The following is a 14,128-nucleotide window of genomic DNA, read 5'->3' as shown; positions in this document are numbered from 1 at the left end:
GAGATTATTTTTCATGAAGGTAAATATCGATACCAGCGATATGCTGTATGCCGAAGCCTGGAATGGCTTTAAAGGTACGGACTGGAAAGAAGAAATTAATGTCCGTGATTTTATTCAGCACAACTATACACCTTATGAAGGGGATGAATCTTTCCTCGCCGAAGCCACGCCTGCGACCACAGCATTGTGGGAAAAAGTCATGGCGGGCATCCGTATTGAAAACTCGACGCATGCGCCGGTTGATTTTGATACCAATATTGCGACGACAATTACCGCACACGATGCGGGTTATATTGAACAGGAACTGGAAAAAATCGTCGGTCTGCAAACGGATAAGCCACTCAAGCGTGCTCTGCATCCGTTTGGCGGCATCAACATGATCAAAAGCTCTTTTGATGCTTATGGCCGTGAAATGGATGCTGATTTTGAGTACCAGTTTACTGAACTGCGTAAAACCCATAACCAGGGTGTATTCGACGCCTACTCTCCGGATATGCTGCGCTGCCGTAAATCCGGCGTGCTGACCGGTCTGCCGGACGGCTATGGTCGTGGCCGTATCATCGGTGACTATCGCCGCGTCGCGCTGTACGGTATCCGCTACCTGGTGCGCGAGCGTGAACTGCAGTTTGCCGATCTCCAGTCGAACCTGGAGTGGGGGCAGAATCTTGAAGCCACGATTCGCCTGCGTGAAGAGCTGTCTGAACATCGCCGCGCCCTGCTGCAAATGCAGGAAATGGCGGCGAAGTATGGCTGCGATATCTCCCGCCCGGCGCGTAATGCGCAGGAAGCGGTGCAGTGGGTGTACTTTGCTTATCTGGCTGCGGTGAAATCGCAGAACGGCGGCGCGATGTCGCTGGGTCGCACCGCATCGTTCCTCGACATCTACATTGAGCGTGATTTCAAAGCGGGAATTTTAGACGAGCAGCAGGCGCAGGAGCTGATCGACCACTTCATTATGAAGATCCGTATGGTACGCTTCCTGCGTACGCCGGAATTCGACACCCTGTTCTCAGGCGACCCTATCTGGGCGACCGAAGTTATCGGCGGTATGGGGCTGGATGGCCGCACGCTGGTGACGAAAAACTCGTTCCGCTACCTGCATACGCTGCACACTATGGGCCCGGCACCTGAGCCGAACCTGACGGTGCTGTGGTCTGAACAGCTACCGATTGCCTTCAAAAAATATGCCGCCCAGGTGTCGATCATCACCTCGTCTTTACAGTACGAAAACGACGATTTGATGCGTGCCGACTTTGACAGCGATGACTATGCCATTGCCTGCTGCGTCAGCCCGATGGTTATCGGCAAACAAATGCAGTTCTTCGGGGCGCGTGCCAACCTCGCCAAAACGTTGCTGTACGCAATCAACGGCGGTGTGGATGAGAAGCTGAAAATCCAGGTCGGGCCGAAAACGGCACCGCTGATGGATGACGTGCTGGACTACGACACGGTGATGGAGAGCCTGGACCACTTTATGGACTGGCTGGCCGTGCAGTACATCAGCGCGCTGAACATCATCCACTACATGCACGACAAGTACAGCTACGAAGCTTCGCTGATGGCGCTGCACGATCGTGATGTCTATCGCACGATGGCCTGCGGCATGGCGGGTCTGTCCGTAGCGGCGGATTCTCTGTCGGCTATTAAGTACGCCCGCGTGAAACCGATTCGCGATGAAAACGGCCTGGCAATTGATTTCGAAATCGAAGGCGACTATCCGCAATACGGCAACAACGACGAGCGCGTGGACAGCATTGCCTGCGACCTGGTCGAACGCTTTATGAAGAAAATTAAGGTGTTGCCAACTTACCGTAACGCGGTGCCGACGCAGTCCATCCTGACCATCACTTCCAACGTAGTGTACGGACAGAAAACCGGTAACACGCCGGACGGACGTCGCGCAGGTACGCCGTTTGCGCCAGGGGCGAACCCGATGCATGGCCGCGATCGTAAAGGTGCGGTGGCGTCGTTAACCTCGGTCGCCAAACTGCCGTTTACCTATGCCAAAGACGGTATCTCGTACACCTTCTCCATTGTGCCGGCAGCGCTGGGCAAAGAGGACAGCGTACGTAAAACCAACCTGGTCGGTCTGCTGGACGGTTACTTCCATCATGAAGCGCATGTGGAAGGCGGGCAGCATCTGAACGTTAACGTCATGAACCGTGAAATGTTGATGGATGCCATTGAGCACCCGGAAAACTATCCGAACCTGACGATCCGCGTGTCTGGCTATGCGGTGCGCTTCAACGCGCTGACCCGCGAACAGCAGCAGGATGTTATTTCACGTACTTTCACCCAGGCGCTCTGACGCCGGAGGGACTATGAGAAAAGTTATTGCAACCGAATGTGCGCCAGGGGCGATTGGGCCTTACGTACAGGGTGTGGATCTGGGCAGCATGGTATTGACGTCAGGTCAAATCCCGGTGTGTCCACAGACCGGTGAAGTGGCTGAAAACGTAGCCGATCAGGCGCGTCAAAGCCTGGAAAACGTGAAAGCGATCGTCGAGTCTGCAGGTTTGAAAGTGAGCGATATCGTGAAGACCACCGTTTTCGTTTCCGACCTGAACGACTTCGCCACCATTAACCAAGTGTACCAGCAGTTCTTTGATGAGCACAAGGCAATCTACCCTACGCGCAGCTGCGTGCAGGTCGCCCGCTTACCGAAGGATGTGAAGCTGGAGATTGAAGCCATCGCCGTACGTGGCGACATGCTGTAATCCCTTGCGGGGCGATCTCAGGATCGCCCCGATCCTTAATGAGTGTGAAACCTGGTCTTCACTGAACGGCAATCCGAGGGTGTGGATATGATTAGCGCATTCGATATTTTCAAGATTGGCATTGGACCTTCCAGCTCCCATACCGTGGGGCCAATGAATGCAGGTAAAAGCTTTATTGATCTGTTGGTCAGCAGCGGGGAACTTCCCAGGGCCACACATATTGTGGTCGATCTTTATGGATCGCTTTCCCTGACCGGAAAAGGTCATGCGACAGATGTCGCCATCATGATGGGGCTGGCCGGTAACAGTCCGCAAAACGTTAATATAGATTCAATCGCTGGTTTTACTCAGGAAGTAGCCCGTACCGGACGTTTACCGGTGGCAGAGGGCACGCATATTGTCGATTTCTCCCCAGACGAAAATATTCTCTTTCACGCCGAAACGCTGCCGCGCCATGAAAATGGTATGCGTATCACCGCGTGGAACGGCAGCGAGACGCTGTTAAGCAAAACCTATTACTCCGTCGGCGGTGGTTTTATCGTTGAAGAGGAGCAATTTGGTCAGGCGCATGATGTTGAAGCACACGTGCCCTACAATTTTCATTCCGCCAGCGAACTGCTGAAACTGTGTGAGCGCAACGGGCTGTCTGTTTCCGGCCTGATGATGCAAAACGAACTGGCGATGCGAAGCAAAGAAGAAATCGATGCTGGCTTTGCTGCCATTTGGGACGTCATGCATGCCGGGATTGAGCGCGGCATGAATACCGAAGGTGTGCTTCCGGGCCCGCTTAATGTACCGCGTCGCGCCGTGGCACTGCGTCGGCTGCTGGTTTCCAGCGACAACCTGTCCAGCGACCCGATGAACGTCATTGACTGGATCAACATGTTCGCGCTGGCCGTGAGCGAAGAAAACGCCGCCGGGTGTCGGGTGGTGACCGCACCGACCAACGGTGCATGCGGGATTATTCCCGCCGTCCTGGCCTATTACGACAAGTTCCGCCGTCCGGTGAATGCCAACTCCATCGCCCGTTATTTGCTGGCCGCGGGGGCGATAGGTGCGCTGTATAAGATGAATGCCTCGATTTCGGGTGCCGAAGTCGGCTGCCAGGGGGAAATTGGCGTAGCCTGTTCAATGGCGGCTGCCGGGTTGACAGAGTTGCTTGGCGGTAGCCCGTCTCAGGTGTGTATTGCGGCGGAAATCGCTATGGAGCATAACCTGGGGCTGACCTGCGATCCGGTGGCCGGGCAGGTGCAAATCCCGTGCATTGAACGTAATGCGATCAACGCAGTGAAAGCCGTCAACGCCGCGCGCATGGCGCTACGTAGGACGTCAGAACCACGCGTTTCGCTCGATAAAGTGATCGAGACCATGTATGAGACGGGCAAAGACATGAACGACAAATACCGTGAAACTTCACGTGGAGGCCTGGCTATCAAAGTGATTTGCACTTAACTGAATTTGTGTTTATTTCTCCTTTGGGCGCACTTGAGTGCGCCCTTTTTTTGTTGTGATCTGCTTCAAAAATAGAAAATAATCCCATTTTGTAAATATAAAATAGAATAATTTTATTAAACATCATGAAATGAAGGGGTATTTATGTGAAGTTTTTCTCTGACCCTCGGCGTATGATTTCTCCATTCTAACGAACTCGCCTGCACGACTCGTACCGCGTATCGCATTGATGCGGAACGGAAAAATAATAAAACCTTACCCTACATTTTGAGCGAGATTTTTATGGAAACGGCAACGAATAACAGCGTAATACTCGACGCATCAGCGCCTGCGCGTCGGGCGGGAATGACCGAAAGCGAATGGCGGGAAGCTATTCAGTTCGACAGCACGGATACCGGCTGGGTCATTATGAGTATCGGTATGGCGATTGGTGCGGGGATTGTTTTTCTTCCTGTCCAGGTCGGGTTGATGGGGCTGTGGGTGTTCTTGCTGTCCTCTATCATTGGCTACCCAGCCATGTATCTGTTCCAGCGCCTGTTTATTAACACGCTGGCGGAATCTCCGGAATGCAAAGACTACCCGAGCGTAATCAGCGGCTATTTGGGTAAAAACTGGGGCATCCTGTTAGGCGCATTATATTTTGTGATGCTGGTAATCTGGATGTTCGTCTACTCCACGGCTATCACTAACGATAGCGCCTCTTATCTGCACACTTTTGGCGTTACTGAAGGTTTACTGTCCGACAGCCCGTTCTATGGCCTGGTGCTGATTTGCATCCTGGTGGCCATCTCGTCACGCGGAGAAAAACTGCTGTTTAAAATCTCCACCGGCATGGTGCTGACCAAGCTGCTGGTGGTGGCTGCGCTTGGTGTATCGATGGTGGGAATGTGGCATTTGTATAACGCGGGCTCACTGCCGCCGATGGCGCTGCTGATCAAAAACGCAATTATCACGCTGCCGTTTACCCTGACTTCAATTCTGTTTATTCAGACGCTAAGCCCGATGGTTATTTCGTACCGCTCTCGTGAGAAATCGATTGAGGTGGCACGCCATAAAGCTCTGCGTGCTATGAACATCGCATTCGGTATTCTGTTTGTCACCGTCTTTTTCTACGCCGTTTCCTTCACGCTGGCGATGGGGCATGACGAAGCGGTTAAAGCCTATGAGCAGAACATTTCCGCTCTGGCGATTGCTGCGCAGTTTATCAGTGGTGATGGTGCAGGTTGGGTGAAAATCGTCAGCGTTATCCTGAACATTTTCGCCGTGATGACCGCCTTCTTCGGTGTTTACTTAGGCTTTCGTGAAGCGACTCAGGGGATCGTAATGAACGTGCTGCGCCGCAAAATGCCAGCCGAGAAAATCAACGAAACCCTGGTTCAGCGCGGCATTATGATTTTTGCCATCCTGCTGGCCTGGAGTGCAATTGTGCTCAATGCGCCGGTGCTGAGCTTCACCTCTATTTGTAGCCCAATCTTCGGCATGGTGGGCTGCTTGATCCCCGCCTGGCTGGTCTACAAAGTTCCTGCATTGCACAAATACAAAGGCGCCTCTCTGTACCTGATTATCGTCACCGGCCTGTTGTTGTGCGTTTCTCCGTTCCTGGCATTTTCCTGAGTTATCTGAGCAAGGGTTGTTGTTATGTTTGAGACTACATTGAATCCATTATGGGATAGTTTTATTCGCGCGGTGCAGGAAGAAGTAAAACCTGCGCTGGGTTGTACTGAACCTATCTCTCTGGCTCTGGCTGCGGCCGTCGCTTCTGCTGAGCTGGACGGCGCGGTGGAACGCATTGATGCGTGGGTCTCACCAAACCTGATGAAAAACGGCATGGGCGTTACCGTGCCGGGTACCGGGATGGTAGGTCTTCCCGTAGCGGCTGCGCTGGGGGCTTTGGGGGGAAATGCCGAGGCTGGGTTAGAAGTACTGAAAGACGCGTCGCCACAAGCGATTGCTGATGCGAAAACGATGCTTAACGCAGGGAAGGTTGCTGTGATGCTGCAGGAGCCTTGCGAGGACATCCTCTTTTCCCGCGCGAAGGTTTACGGTGCTGAAGGATGGGTGTGCGTGACGATTGTCGGCGGTCATACCAACATTGTACACATCGAGACCAATAACGGCGTGGTGTTCACAACAGAACAGAACGCTGAGGAAGAGAAGCAAGAGTCACCGCTGGCGGTACTGTCTCACACATCGCTGGAAGAGATTCTGGCGTTCGTGAACGCGGTACCGTTTGAGTCAATCCGCTTTATTCTTGATGCGGCAAAACTGAACGGTGCGCTGTCTCAGGAAGGACTGCGCGGCAACTGGGGCTTGCACATCGGAACTACGCTGGAGAAGCAGTGCGCACGTGGTCTGCTGGCGAACGATCTCTCCACTGCCATTCTTATTCGTACCAGCGCGGCATCGGATGCGCGAATGGGCGGGGCGACGCTGCCGGCCATGAGCAACTCCGGTTCTGGTAATCAGGGGATTACCGCCACCGTCCCAGTGATGGTGGTAGCTGAGCATTTTGGCGCAGATGAGGAGAAACTGGCGCGTGCGCTGATGCTGTCTCACCTGAGCGCTATTTACATCCATCATCAGCTTCCGCGTTTGTCTGCGCTGTGCGCGGCAACCACGGCCGCAATGGGCGCCGCGGCGGGGATGGCATGGATCGTAGATGGTCGCTACAACACCATCGCGATGGCGATCAGCAGCATGATTGGCGACGTGAGTGGGATGATTTGCGATGGCGCCTCGAACAGTTGCGCAATGAAAGTCTCTACCAGTGCGTCAGCAGCCTGGAAAGCGGTACTCATGGCGCTGGACGATACCGCAGTGACGGGGAATGAAGGCATTGTGGCGCATAACGTGGAGCAATCTATCTCTAACTTGTGTGCGCTGGCGTGTCGTTCGATGCAGGAAACCGACAAGCAGATCATTGAGATCATGGCCAGTAAGGCACATTAATCTCCTGGCCGGGTAAGGCGGAGTCGTCACCCGGCCTAAGTCAAAGCCGCCTTTTCAGGCGGCTTCTTCATCTTCCAGCCGTAGCTCAGCATCGGCCACAATCGCCTCCAGCTCTGTCAGCATTTCTTCATAGCCGAAGGGAACTGTTTCCTGTTTTTTCGGCGCAGCCTGCGGCTGGTGTTTTTTTGATGACTTCTTGCTCAATAGTCGTACTCCCTTGATTCCAATGACTATACGGGCAAATCTATCAGCAAAGCGCGCAATGGGGTATCGGCAACTAACGTTATGTTAGTTTCATCACGAATAAATGCGCCATCACCGCAGGTGAGCGCCTCTTTTTCGGCACCTGAAGTGACCGCGTGGAACGTGCCATGGATCGACTGCAAATATGCGCGAGGTCCATGTAACTGAAAACTCAGTGATTCACCTTTTTGCAACTCAACATGATGTACCCAGACCTGCTGGCGAAGATGCAGGCTACCCTGTTCACCGTCCGGTGAAGCAAGCAGTTGATGTTTGCCGGCATTCAGCGTCGCTTTTTGCACGCAGGTGTTTTCGCGCTGCGGGCAGGCGTCCAGCCATAGCTGCATTCTGGTCAGGGGCTTATCTTTGCTGATATTGTGCTCGCTGTAGCTGATCCCAGGTTGCGTAGCGAGCAGTAACACCTCTCCGGCTTTGGCCTGAATATGGTTACCTTCGCTGTCGCGATACTCTGCTTCCCCTTCGAGGATCAGATTGACGATATCAACCTTTGGATAGGTACGTGGCTGGAAAGAGGCCCCCGGTGCCAGAACTTCCTGGTTCAGAACACGCAGCGAGGCATAACCCAGCAGTTTAGGATCAAAATAGTGTCCAAAGGAGAAGGTATAACGGGCCTGCAGCCAGCCGTAGTCTGCTTGCCCGCATTGTTTGGCTGTACGGGTAGTAATCATAGTTCTTGACCTCTCTTTACTTCCTTTTATGTTAAATGGCTAGACGCTGCATTGTTAGCCAGATATTCTGCCCGGTATGTTCAAATTTCCTGAATGAGAACGAGATGGCCAAAGAACGGGCTTTAACGCTTGAAGCGTTACGCGTCATGGACGCAATAGACAGGCGCGGCAGCTTTGCCGCCGCGGCAGATGAACTGGGACGCGTACCTTCCGCCCTCAGCTACACCATGCAGAAACTGGAAGAAGAGCTGGACGTGGTGCTGTTTGACCGCTCAGGTCACCGCACAAAATTTACCAACGTCGGGCGTATGCTGCTTGAACGTGGCCGCGTGTTGCTGGAGGCTGCGGATAAACTGACGACCGATGCTGAAGCACTGGCCCGTGGTTGGGAAACGCATCTGACGATTGTCACTGAAGCGTTGGTGCCAACGGCGGCATTCTTCCCGCTTATCGACCGCCTTGCCGGAAAGGCGAACACGCAGCTTTCCGTCATCACTGAAGTGCTGGCCGGGGCGTGGGAGCGTCTGGAGCAGGGCAGAGCGGATATCGTGATTGCGCCGGATATGCATTTCCGCTCATCCTCAGAAATTAACTCGCGCAAGCTGTACTCGCTGATGAACGTCTATGTGGCGGCGCCGGATCACCCGATCCACCAGGAGCCGGAACCGTTGTCAGAAGTCACTCGTGTGAAATACCGGGGCATAGCGGTGGCGGATACTGCCCGTGAGCGCCCGGTGCTGACAGTTCAGCTTCTCGATAAACAACCACGCCTGACGGTGAGTACGATAGAAGATAAACGCCAGGCGCTGTTGGCTGGACTTGGCGTGGCGACGATGCCATACCCGCTGGTGGAAGCGGATATTGCGGCTGGCCGGCTGCGTGTGGTTAGCCCGGAATCGACAAACGAAATAGATATCATCATGGCCTGGCGTCGGGACAGTATGGGCGAAGCGAAGTCCTGGTGTTTGCGGGAAATCCCCAAGCTGTTTGCCGGGAAATAAGAAATACGCCCCTTCAACGGAAGGGGCGTATTTAAATTCAGGACAACTGTTTGGGGTCAGCGCCGAAGCGGTTGCTCCCCGGTGTGCCGTTTTGACAGTTGAAAATAATGATGACCAACCAGCCGACGATCGGGATCAGCAGCACCAGTAGCCACCAGGCTGAACGGTCGGTGTCATGTAAACGCCGGAACTGTACTGCCCACCACGGTATAAAAACCAGAATTGCATAAATCGTTGTTAATATGCCTTCTCCCCCGGTGCGTTGCCAGCCAAACATCCTGTCTAACACGCTCAGCACGAACGTAAAGATGATGTTGACCAAAATAAACATCCAGTACTCTTTGCGCCGTGCACGACCACCAAAACCAAAGTAGTTCTTTAATACGTTTAAATACCAATCCATTTTCGCCTCGTTCTGCGTTCAATTACTTGTTTTTAAAGCAATCAAATTAAGAATAGCTGCGAATGGAATGCTGGTAAATGTTTGTAGTATTAATTATTTGGCCCCAAACGGAGACCTGTGTAAATTATGCAAAACGGCTGTCACGTCCATGAGGTTCGCTGAGGTCCTGCCACGGGCCGATAGAAATAATGCCGGTCGGGTTGATCGTTTTGTGGCTACGGAAGTAGTGATTGCGGATGTGATCGAAATTGACGGTCTCCGCAATGCCTGGCATCTGGTAGATATCACGCAGAAAACCGTACAGATTCAGGTAGTCACTGATGCGGTGTTTGTCGCACTTGAAGTGGGTGACATAAACCGGATCAAAACGTACCAGCGTGGTCCACAGGCGAATATCGGCCTCAGTTAGCTGGTCGCCGGTCAGGTAGCGATGCTGACCCAGGATCTGCTCCAGTCGAGCCAGCGATTGAAAGACTTTTTCTACGGCGTCGTCGTAAGCTTCCTGGCTGGTGGCAAATCCCGCTTTATACACGCCGTTATTGACGTTGTCATAAATCCAACTGTTCAGATCGTCAATTTTACTTTGCAGAGTCGGTGGATAGTAATCCCCGGCTTTCGCACCCAGCGCATCAAACGCAGTGTTAAACATGCGGATGATTTCTGCAGATTCGTTGCTCACGATGGTGTGATTTTTTTTATCCCACAGCACCGGAACCGTTACCCGGCCGCTGTAGTGCGGATCGGCGTGTAAATACAGTTGATAGAGAAACTCGTGCTGGTAAAGCGTATCGCCGGTGGCCGCTGGGAAGTTGTCATCAAAGGTCCAGCCGTTTTCCAGCATCAGCGGATTGACAACGGAAACGGAAATAAACGGTTCCAGCCCTTTGAGTTTACGCAAAATCAGCGTGCGATGCGCCCACGGACAGGCCAGAGAAACGTACAGGTGATAGCGGTCTTTTTCGGCGGTGAAGCCACCTTCACCCGTTGGGCCTGGGGCGCCATCCGCGGTGAGCCAGTTACGGAAAGCCGATGCAGAGCGTTGAAATTTCCCCCCGGTTGATTTGGTGTCGTACCAGGTGTCATGCCAGACGCCGTCAATGAGTTGTCCCATAATTTTCGCTCCTCAGATAGCAAAAGCGAGGAGATATCTCCTCGCTTTTTGATGTGTTCAGTATAGTTTGCTTACCACTTTTTATTCAGTACGCGGTCAATACTGAATGCGCCCGGACCGGTGATAGCCAGCAGCAGGAAGCCGCCTGAGATGGTCAGGTTTTTCATAAACATCAGAGAGTTCACACCTTCCGCAAAGTTGCTGTGGAAGAGGAATGCCGTCAGCAGCGTGAAGCCTGCGGTGAACAGCGCGGTAGTACGGGTCAGGAAACCGAACAGAATTGCCAGACCGCCGCCAAACTCAAGCAGAATCACCAGCGGCAACATAAATCCTGGGACGCCCATGGCTTCCATGTACTGTTGGGTACCCGCATATCCGGTGATTTTTCCCCAACCTGCGGTAATAAACAGGATTGGCATCAGAATGCGCGCTACCAGTACACCAACATCTTCTAATTTCTTCATCATACTCTCCAGGAAACCACTCAGGCGGCTTATTGTGTTTTTTTGTGCAACGACGCCGCAGAGGGCGTCATTGCTGTCGATGAAGAGAATAATAAACGTGGCTAATGAGAATTGTTAGCAAGGAAAACTGTCAGAAATTTTCAAAAAATTTGAGGTTAGGTGGAAGGTGAGGGGATCAGCCGCGCAACTGCTGTTGTCTGATGGTCGATTTCACCAGACGCCAGATGCTCCAGGCGCTAAAGCCGCGTTTGGCCCAGCGTACCAGCAGGTTCGGATTACGGATGGTGCGAACCGCCATAATACTGCTCCCGACTAACACCCAACCACGCAGGTTCAACAGCGTTTTCCAGCCGCGATCGTAGACTTCAGTAGCCTCCAGCCAGTCGCGGCGAGTAGCTGACAGATCCAGCCGTTGCTGCTGGATCTGTCCAAGCAGTTGCGCCTTACGCTGTAGACGTTCGACTTTACTGCTCATTATGCCTCATCCTCCAGGGCCTTCCTGTCGTTAGCGAGTTCATTGCGCGTATGGCGCAGCAGCGTTGTTTTACGCGCTTTTCGCAACGTCCATAGCCCACCGATAAGCGCTAAAAGCAACAGCACAACGGTAGTGGCAATCATGGCGTTCAGGCGATATTGAGGGTCGATGGCCCAGATGATAAGCACCATCAGGCTCATCAGACCAAACGCCGCAAACAGCATGGTCAGCCCAAGCATCAGCAGGATCTGGATGAGATTGGCTTTTTCCTCTTCCAGCTCAACGACGGCCAACCGCAGCCGCGTCTCTACGATCTCAACAAAAATCGTCAGGACCCGTTGTCCAATCCCCAGGACGCTTTTGCCTGGACCTTGTGCGTGTTGAGAGTCAGCCATTGTTAGCGGCGCGACAGCAGTACACCAAGCACCACACCGACCGCAGCGCCAATGCCGACGCCTGTCCATGGGTTTTCGCGCACATAGTTGTCGGCTTTAGCGGCCGCTTCACGGGTTTGCTTAGCAATCACATCGCTGGTCTCGCTCAGACGATGGCGGCTCTCGCGCAGCGCATGTTCGGCTTTGCTGCGAATTTTACTCATCTCTTCCTTCGACTTATCGCCAGAGGAGCTCAGTACTTCTTCGAGCGTATCCGCAAGGGATTTCAGTTCAGCGCGCAGATTTTCCGTAGCGTTATCTTTTGACATAGTTTTCTCCAGGTGAGTGGGTAGTTACCTTACTTAGTAATCGCGGGTCTCAAGTTCTTTCAGCTCTTTCTGAGCTTCTGCAAGCTTACGTTCGCGTTTTGCGATTTTATCCGCATCGCCTTTTTGCTTAGCTTCGGCTAAATCACGCTGACGTTCGGCTATCTCATTTTTCTGCTCTGCGATTTTTTTCTGGTGATTCGCGCGCAGTTTGCTGTCAGTACAGTTTGCCCGAACTTCACTAAGCGCTTTGTTTAACCCATTGATGCGGCTCTGATTATTGTGCTTTTCGGCATAACTAATTTCCCGCTGAATATCTTGTTCTTTTTCCTGACAGAGGGTGGACGCGTAGCTGCCGGCGCTGAGTGCGAAAAGGCTAATGGCCAAAGCGATGCGGTATTTCATTCTTGAACCTTCCATTGTGATGCGACCCGATGTTTTGTGGTCGATGCTCCAGAATAATAAAGCTGTAGGTCATAGCTTCAGTTTATTAATCATAGGCACTAAACGGTGAAATCACCAAAGTGAGTGATCTAATTCAGATTCCTGGAGATTAACCAAAGCGGTGCGGTGTATCCCGTAAACGAGATAACCACTGCACTGCCTGATTGTCATCATCCTGTTGAGCGATAACGAAGCCGTGTGGCAACGTTCGGTCCAGCACGACCTTTGCGGCTGCGCTCTGCGCGCTGGAATCAAAGGTGATCAGCAGCGCGTCATTTTGCGGAGTAATGCTTTTAAAGCGAATGCCGTTGGCGTCCAGATGATGCCAGATAGAGAAGCCATCAGGCATGCTGGCTCCCTGGTTTACAGCACGAATGGCAAGCGTTGACTCCTGCTGGCGGATGACCGACCAGGTCAGGAGCAACGCGCCGATAAACAACATAAAGGTGGTGGACCAGGCCAGTCGTCGGATCGTTATGCGTGATTTCAGCATAATTTACCCTCGGTTCCCGTATTTCTTTTTCCAGAGTACAACCAGTGAACCGGCCAGGCCAACCACCAGTAATACGACAGGAAGCAGCATCAGGCAGGACATGAGCTGATCTTCATACTTAAGAAAAACAGGTGTTTTGCCCAGTAGATAGCCTAGCGTGGTCAGAATCAGTACCCACAATAGCCCGCTCATCCAGTTGAAGAACTGAAAACGTGCATTATTCAGGCCTGACAGCCCGGCAATGGTCGGCAGTAATGTTCTGACGAACGCAATGAAGCGACCGACCAACAGCGCGGATAAGCCATGCTTGTGGAAAAGATGATGCGCGCGTTGGTGATAATGAGCCGGAAGATGTGAAAGCCAGTTCTGCACAGTGCGGGTATTACCCAACCATCGGCCCTGAATATAGCTGAGCCAACAACCGAGGCTGGCTGCGGTGGTGAGTAGCAGTACCGTTTGCGGAAAACCCATTGCGCCTTTGGCAATAAGAACGCCGACCAGTACCAGCAAACTGTCACCAGGTAAAAAGGCCGCGGGTAGCAACCCATTTTCCAGAAACAAAATTGTAAACAGTACAAAATACAGCATACCAATCATGGAAGGATTGGCCAGAGTTTCAAAATCCTGAGCCCATAAAGCATTCAATAATTGAGTCAGTAGTTCCATTCAATATTCCTGGAGAATCGGTTGTTGTCATGCCGGTTTTCTGGAGTTTGTAACGCCGCAATTTTATTGGTGTTTTTTACATGGTTCGCGGTCTGACACAAATTCACGGCCTGAACTATTCCCTGTAAAGTTGTGAAGTAAGCAAGCTCTCAAACATAAAAATTCAAATAGCATCTAATTGTAACAAAGGTCAACGTTGTCCGTTATATAAATTACGGTAGTTGAACTCTGATTTTGCTGATCGCAAGGGAGTGAGGCGAGAGGATTTACACAGGCTGACACTTTATACCTAATGCTTACTGAGTGTCAGAAACAGGCGCT

The 14,128-nt window shown here is 52.4% G+C and carries 17 protein-coding genes; 6 read left to right on the top strand and 11 right to left on the bottom strand.

Going from position 1 to position 14,128, the window contains the following annotated elements:
- Positions 1-13 precede the first annotated feature (13 nt).
- The 5 genes from pflB to JTI85_RS19265 all read left to right on the top strand — a co-directional run bounded on the left by pflB (position 14) and on the right by JTI85_RS19265 (position 7,118).
- Positions 14-2,308 (top strand): formate C-acetyltransferase, encoded by a 2,295-nt coding sequence (gene pflB / locus JTI85_RS19285; RefSeq protein ID WP_048213356.1) that lies wholly within the window; start codon positions 14-16, stop codon positions 2,306-2,308.
- A 13-nt stretch (positions 2,309-2,321) separates the two neighbouring features.
- A complete protein-coding gene (locus tag JTI85_RS19280) occupies positions 2,322-2,717 on the top strand; it encodes an enamine/imine deaminase (protein WP_048213355.1) in 396 nt (131 codons plus the stop codon).
- Between the two features lie 87 nt (positions 2,718-2,804).
- Positions 2,805-4,169: an L-serine ammonia-lyase gene (gene tdcG, locus JTI85_RS19275; protein WP_061068663.1), complete on the top strand. Its 1,365-nt coding sequence runs from the start codon at positions 2,805-2,807 to the stop codon at positions 4,167-4,169.
- A gap of 282 nt (positions 4,170-4,451) precedes the next feature.
- Positions 4,452-5,783, top strand: a complete 1,332-nt coding sequence (locus JTI85_RS19270) for an amino acid permease (protein WP_200044999.1) — start codon at positions 4,452-4,454, stop codon at positions 5,781-5,783.
- A gap of 24 nt (positions 5,784-5,807) precedes the next feature.
- The gene (locus tag JTI85_RS19265) at positions 5,808-7,118 is read left to right on the top strand and encodes a serine dehydratase subunit alpha family protein (RefSeq protein ID WP_200045000.1); all 1,311 of its coding nucleotides are present in this window, start codon (positions 5,808-5,810) and stop codon (positions 7,116-7,118) included.
- Between the two features lie 54 nt (positions 7,119-7,172).
- On the opposite strand, the gene JTI85_RS19260 is transcribed toward JTI85_RS19265, so the two are convergent.
- Together JTI85_RS19260 and JTI85_RS19255 are read right to left on the bottom strand one after the other, a co-directional pair.
- Entirely contained in the window at positions 7,173-7,322 is a 150-nt protein-coding gene (locus tag JTI85_RS19260) for a hypothetical protein (RefSeq protein ID WP_121585086.1), read from the bottom strand.
- Positions 7,323-7,348: 26 nt separating this feature from the next.
- Complete coding sequence (locus tag JTI85_RS19255) at positions 7,349-8,050, bottom strand: pirin family protein (protein WP_101742427.1); 702 nt, start codon at positions 8,048-8,050, stop codon at positions 7,349-7,351.
- A gap of 104 nt (positions 8,051-8,154) precedes the next feature.
- On the opposite strand from JTI85_RS19255, the gene yhaJ reads away from it, so the two are divergent.
- Positions 8,155-9,051: a DNA-binding transcriptional regulator YhaJ gene (yhaJ, locus tag JTI85_RS19250; RefSeq protein ID WP_048213350.1), complete on the top strand. Its 897-nt coding sequence runs from the start codon at positions 8,155-8,157 to the stop codon at positions 9,049-9,051.
- A gap of 37 nt (positions 9,052-9,088) precedes the next feature.
- Here yhaJ and JTI85_RS19245 read toward each other — a convergent pair whose 3' ends face one another.
- From JTI85_RS19245 to yqjA, 9 genes are all read right to left on the bottom strand, one after another.
- Positions 9,089-9,454, bottom strand: a complete 366-nt coding sequence (locus JTI85_RS19245; protein WP_115601422.1) for a DUF805 domain-containing protein — start codon at positions 9,452-9,454, stop codon at positions 9,089-9,091.
- Between the two features lie 124 nt (positions 9,455-9,578).
- On the bottom strand, positions 9,579-10,565 hold the full coding sequence (gene yqjG, locus JTI85_RS19240; RefSeq protein WP_199954581.1) for a glutathionyl-hydroquinone reductase YqjG: 987 nt from the start codon (positions 10,563-10,565) through the stop codon (positions 9,579-9,581).
- 71 nt (positions 10,566-10,636) lie between these two features.
- The gene (locus tag JTI85_RS19235; protein WP_048213347.1) at positions 10,637-11,029 is read right to left on the bottom strand and encodes a DoxX family protein; all 393 of its coding nucleotides are present in this window, start codon (positions 11,027-11,029) and stop codon (positions 10,637-10,639) included.
- Between the two features lie 175 nt (positions 11,030-11,204).
- The gene (locus tag JTI85_RS19230; protein ID WP_048213346.1) at positions 11,205-11,504 is read right to left on the bottom strand and encodes a YqjK-like family protein; all 300 of its coding nucleotides are present in this window, start codon (positions 11,502-11,504) and stop codon (positions 11,205-11,207) included.
- Positions 11,504-11,899 carry a phage holin family protein gene (locus JTI85_RS19225; protein ID WP_124021447.1) on the bottom strand — a complete coding sequence of 132 codons (396 nt, stop codon included), beginning with the start codon at positions 11,897-11,899 and terminating at the stop codon, positions 11,504-11,506. The genes JTI85_RS19230 and JTI85_RS19225 overlap by 1 nt, the downstream gene beginning before the upstream one ends.
- Before the next feature lie 2 nt (positions 11,900-11,901).
- Positions 11,902-12,207: a YqjD family protein gene (locus tag JTI85_RS19220; RefSeq protein ID WP_003024832.1), complete on the bottom strand. Its 306-nt coding sequence runs from the start codon at positions 12,205-12,207 to the stop codon at positions 11,902-11,904.
- Between the two features lie 33 nt (positions 12,208-12,240).
- On the bottom strand, positions 12,241-12,609 hold the full coding sequence (locus tag JTI85_RS19215; protein ID WP_048213344.1) for a DUF1090 domain-containing protein: 369 nt from the start codon (positions 12,607-12,609) through the stop codon (positions 12,241-12,243).
- 148 nt (positions 12,610-12,757) lie between these two features.
- Positions 12,758-13,141 carry an EnvZ/OmpR regulon moderator MzrA gene (mzrA, locus tag JTI85_RS19210; protein ID WP_048213343.1) on the bottom strand — a complete coding sequence of 128 codons (384 nt, stop codon included), beginning with the start codon at positions 13,139-13,141 and terminating at the stop codon, positions 12,758-12,760.
- Positions 13,142-13,144: 3 nt separating this feature from the next.
- A complete protein-coding gene (yqjA, locus tag JTI85_RS19205; protein ID WP_005131462.1) occupies positions 13,145-13,807 on the bottom strand; it encodes a DedA family general envelope maintenance protein YqjA in 663 nt (220 codons plus the stop codon).
- Between the last annotated feature and the right edge of the window lie 321 nt (positions 13,808-14,128).

This window comes from Citrobacter sp. Colony219 (genome assembly GCF_019382635.1).
Taxonomy (GTDB): domain Bacteria; phylum Pseudomonadota; class Gammaproteobacteria; order Enterobacterales; family Enterobacteriaceae; genus Citrobacter; species Citrobacter youngae.
The sequence above is the reverse complement of the archived record's forward strand: the minus strand, read 5'-3'. Positions and strand labels throughout refer to the sequence as shown.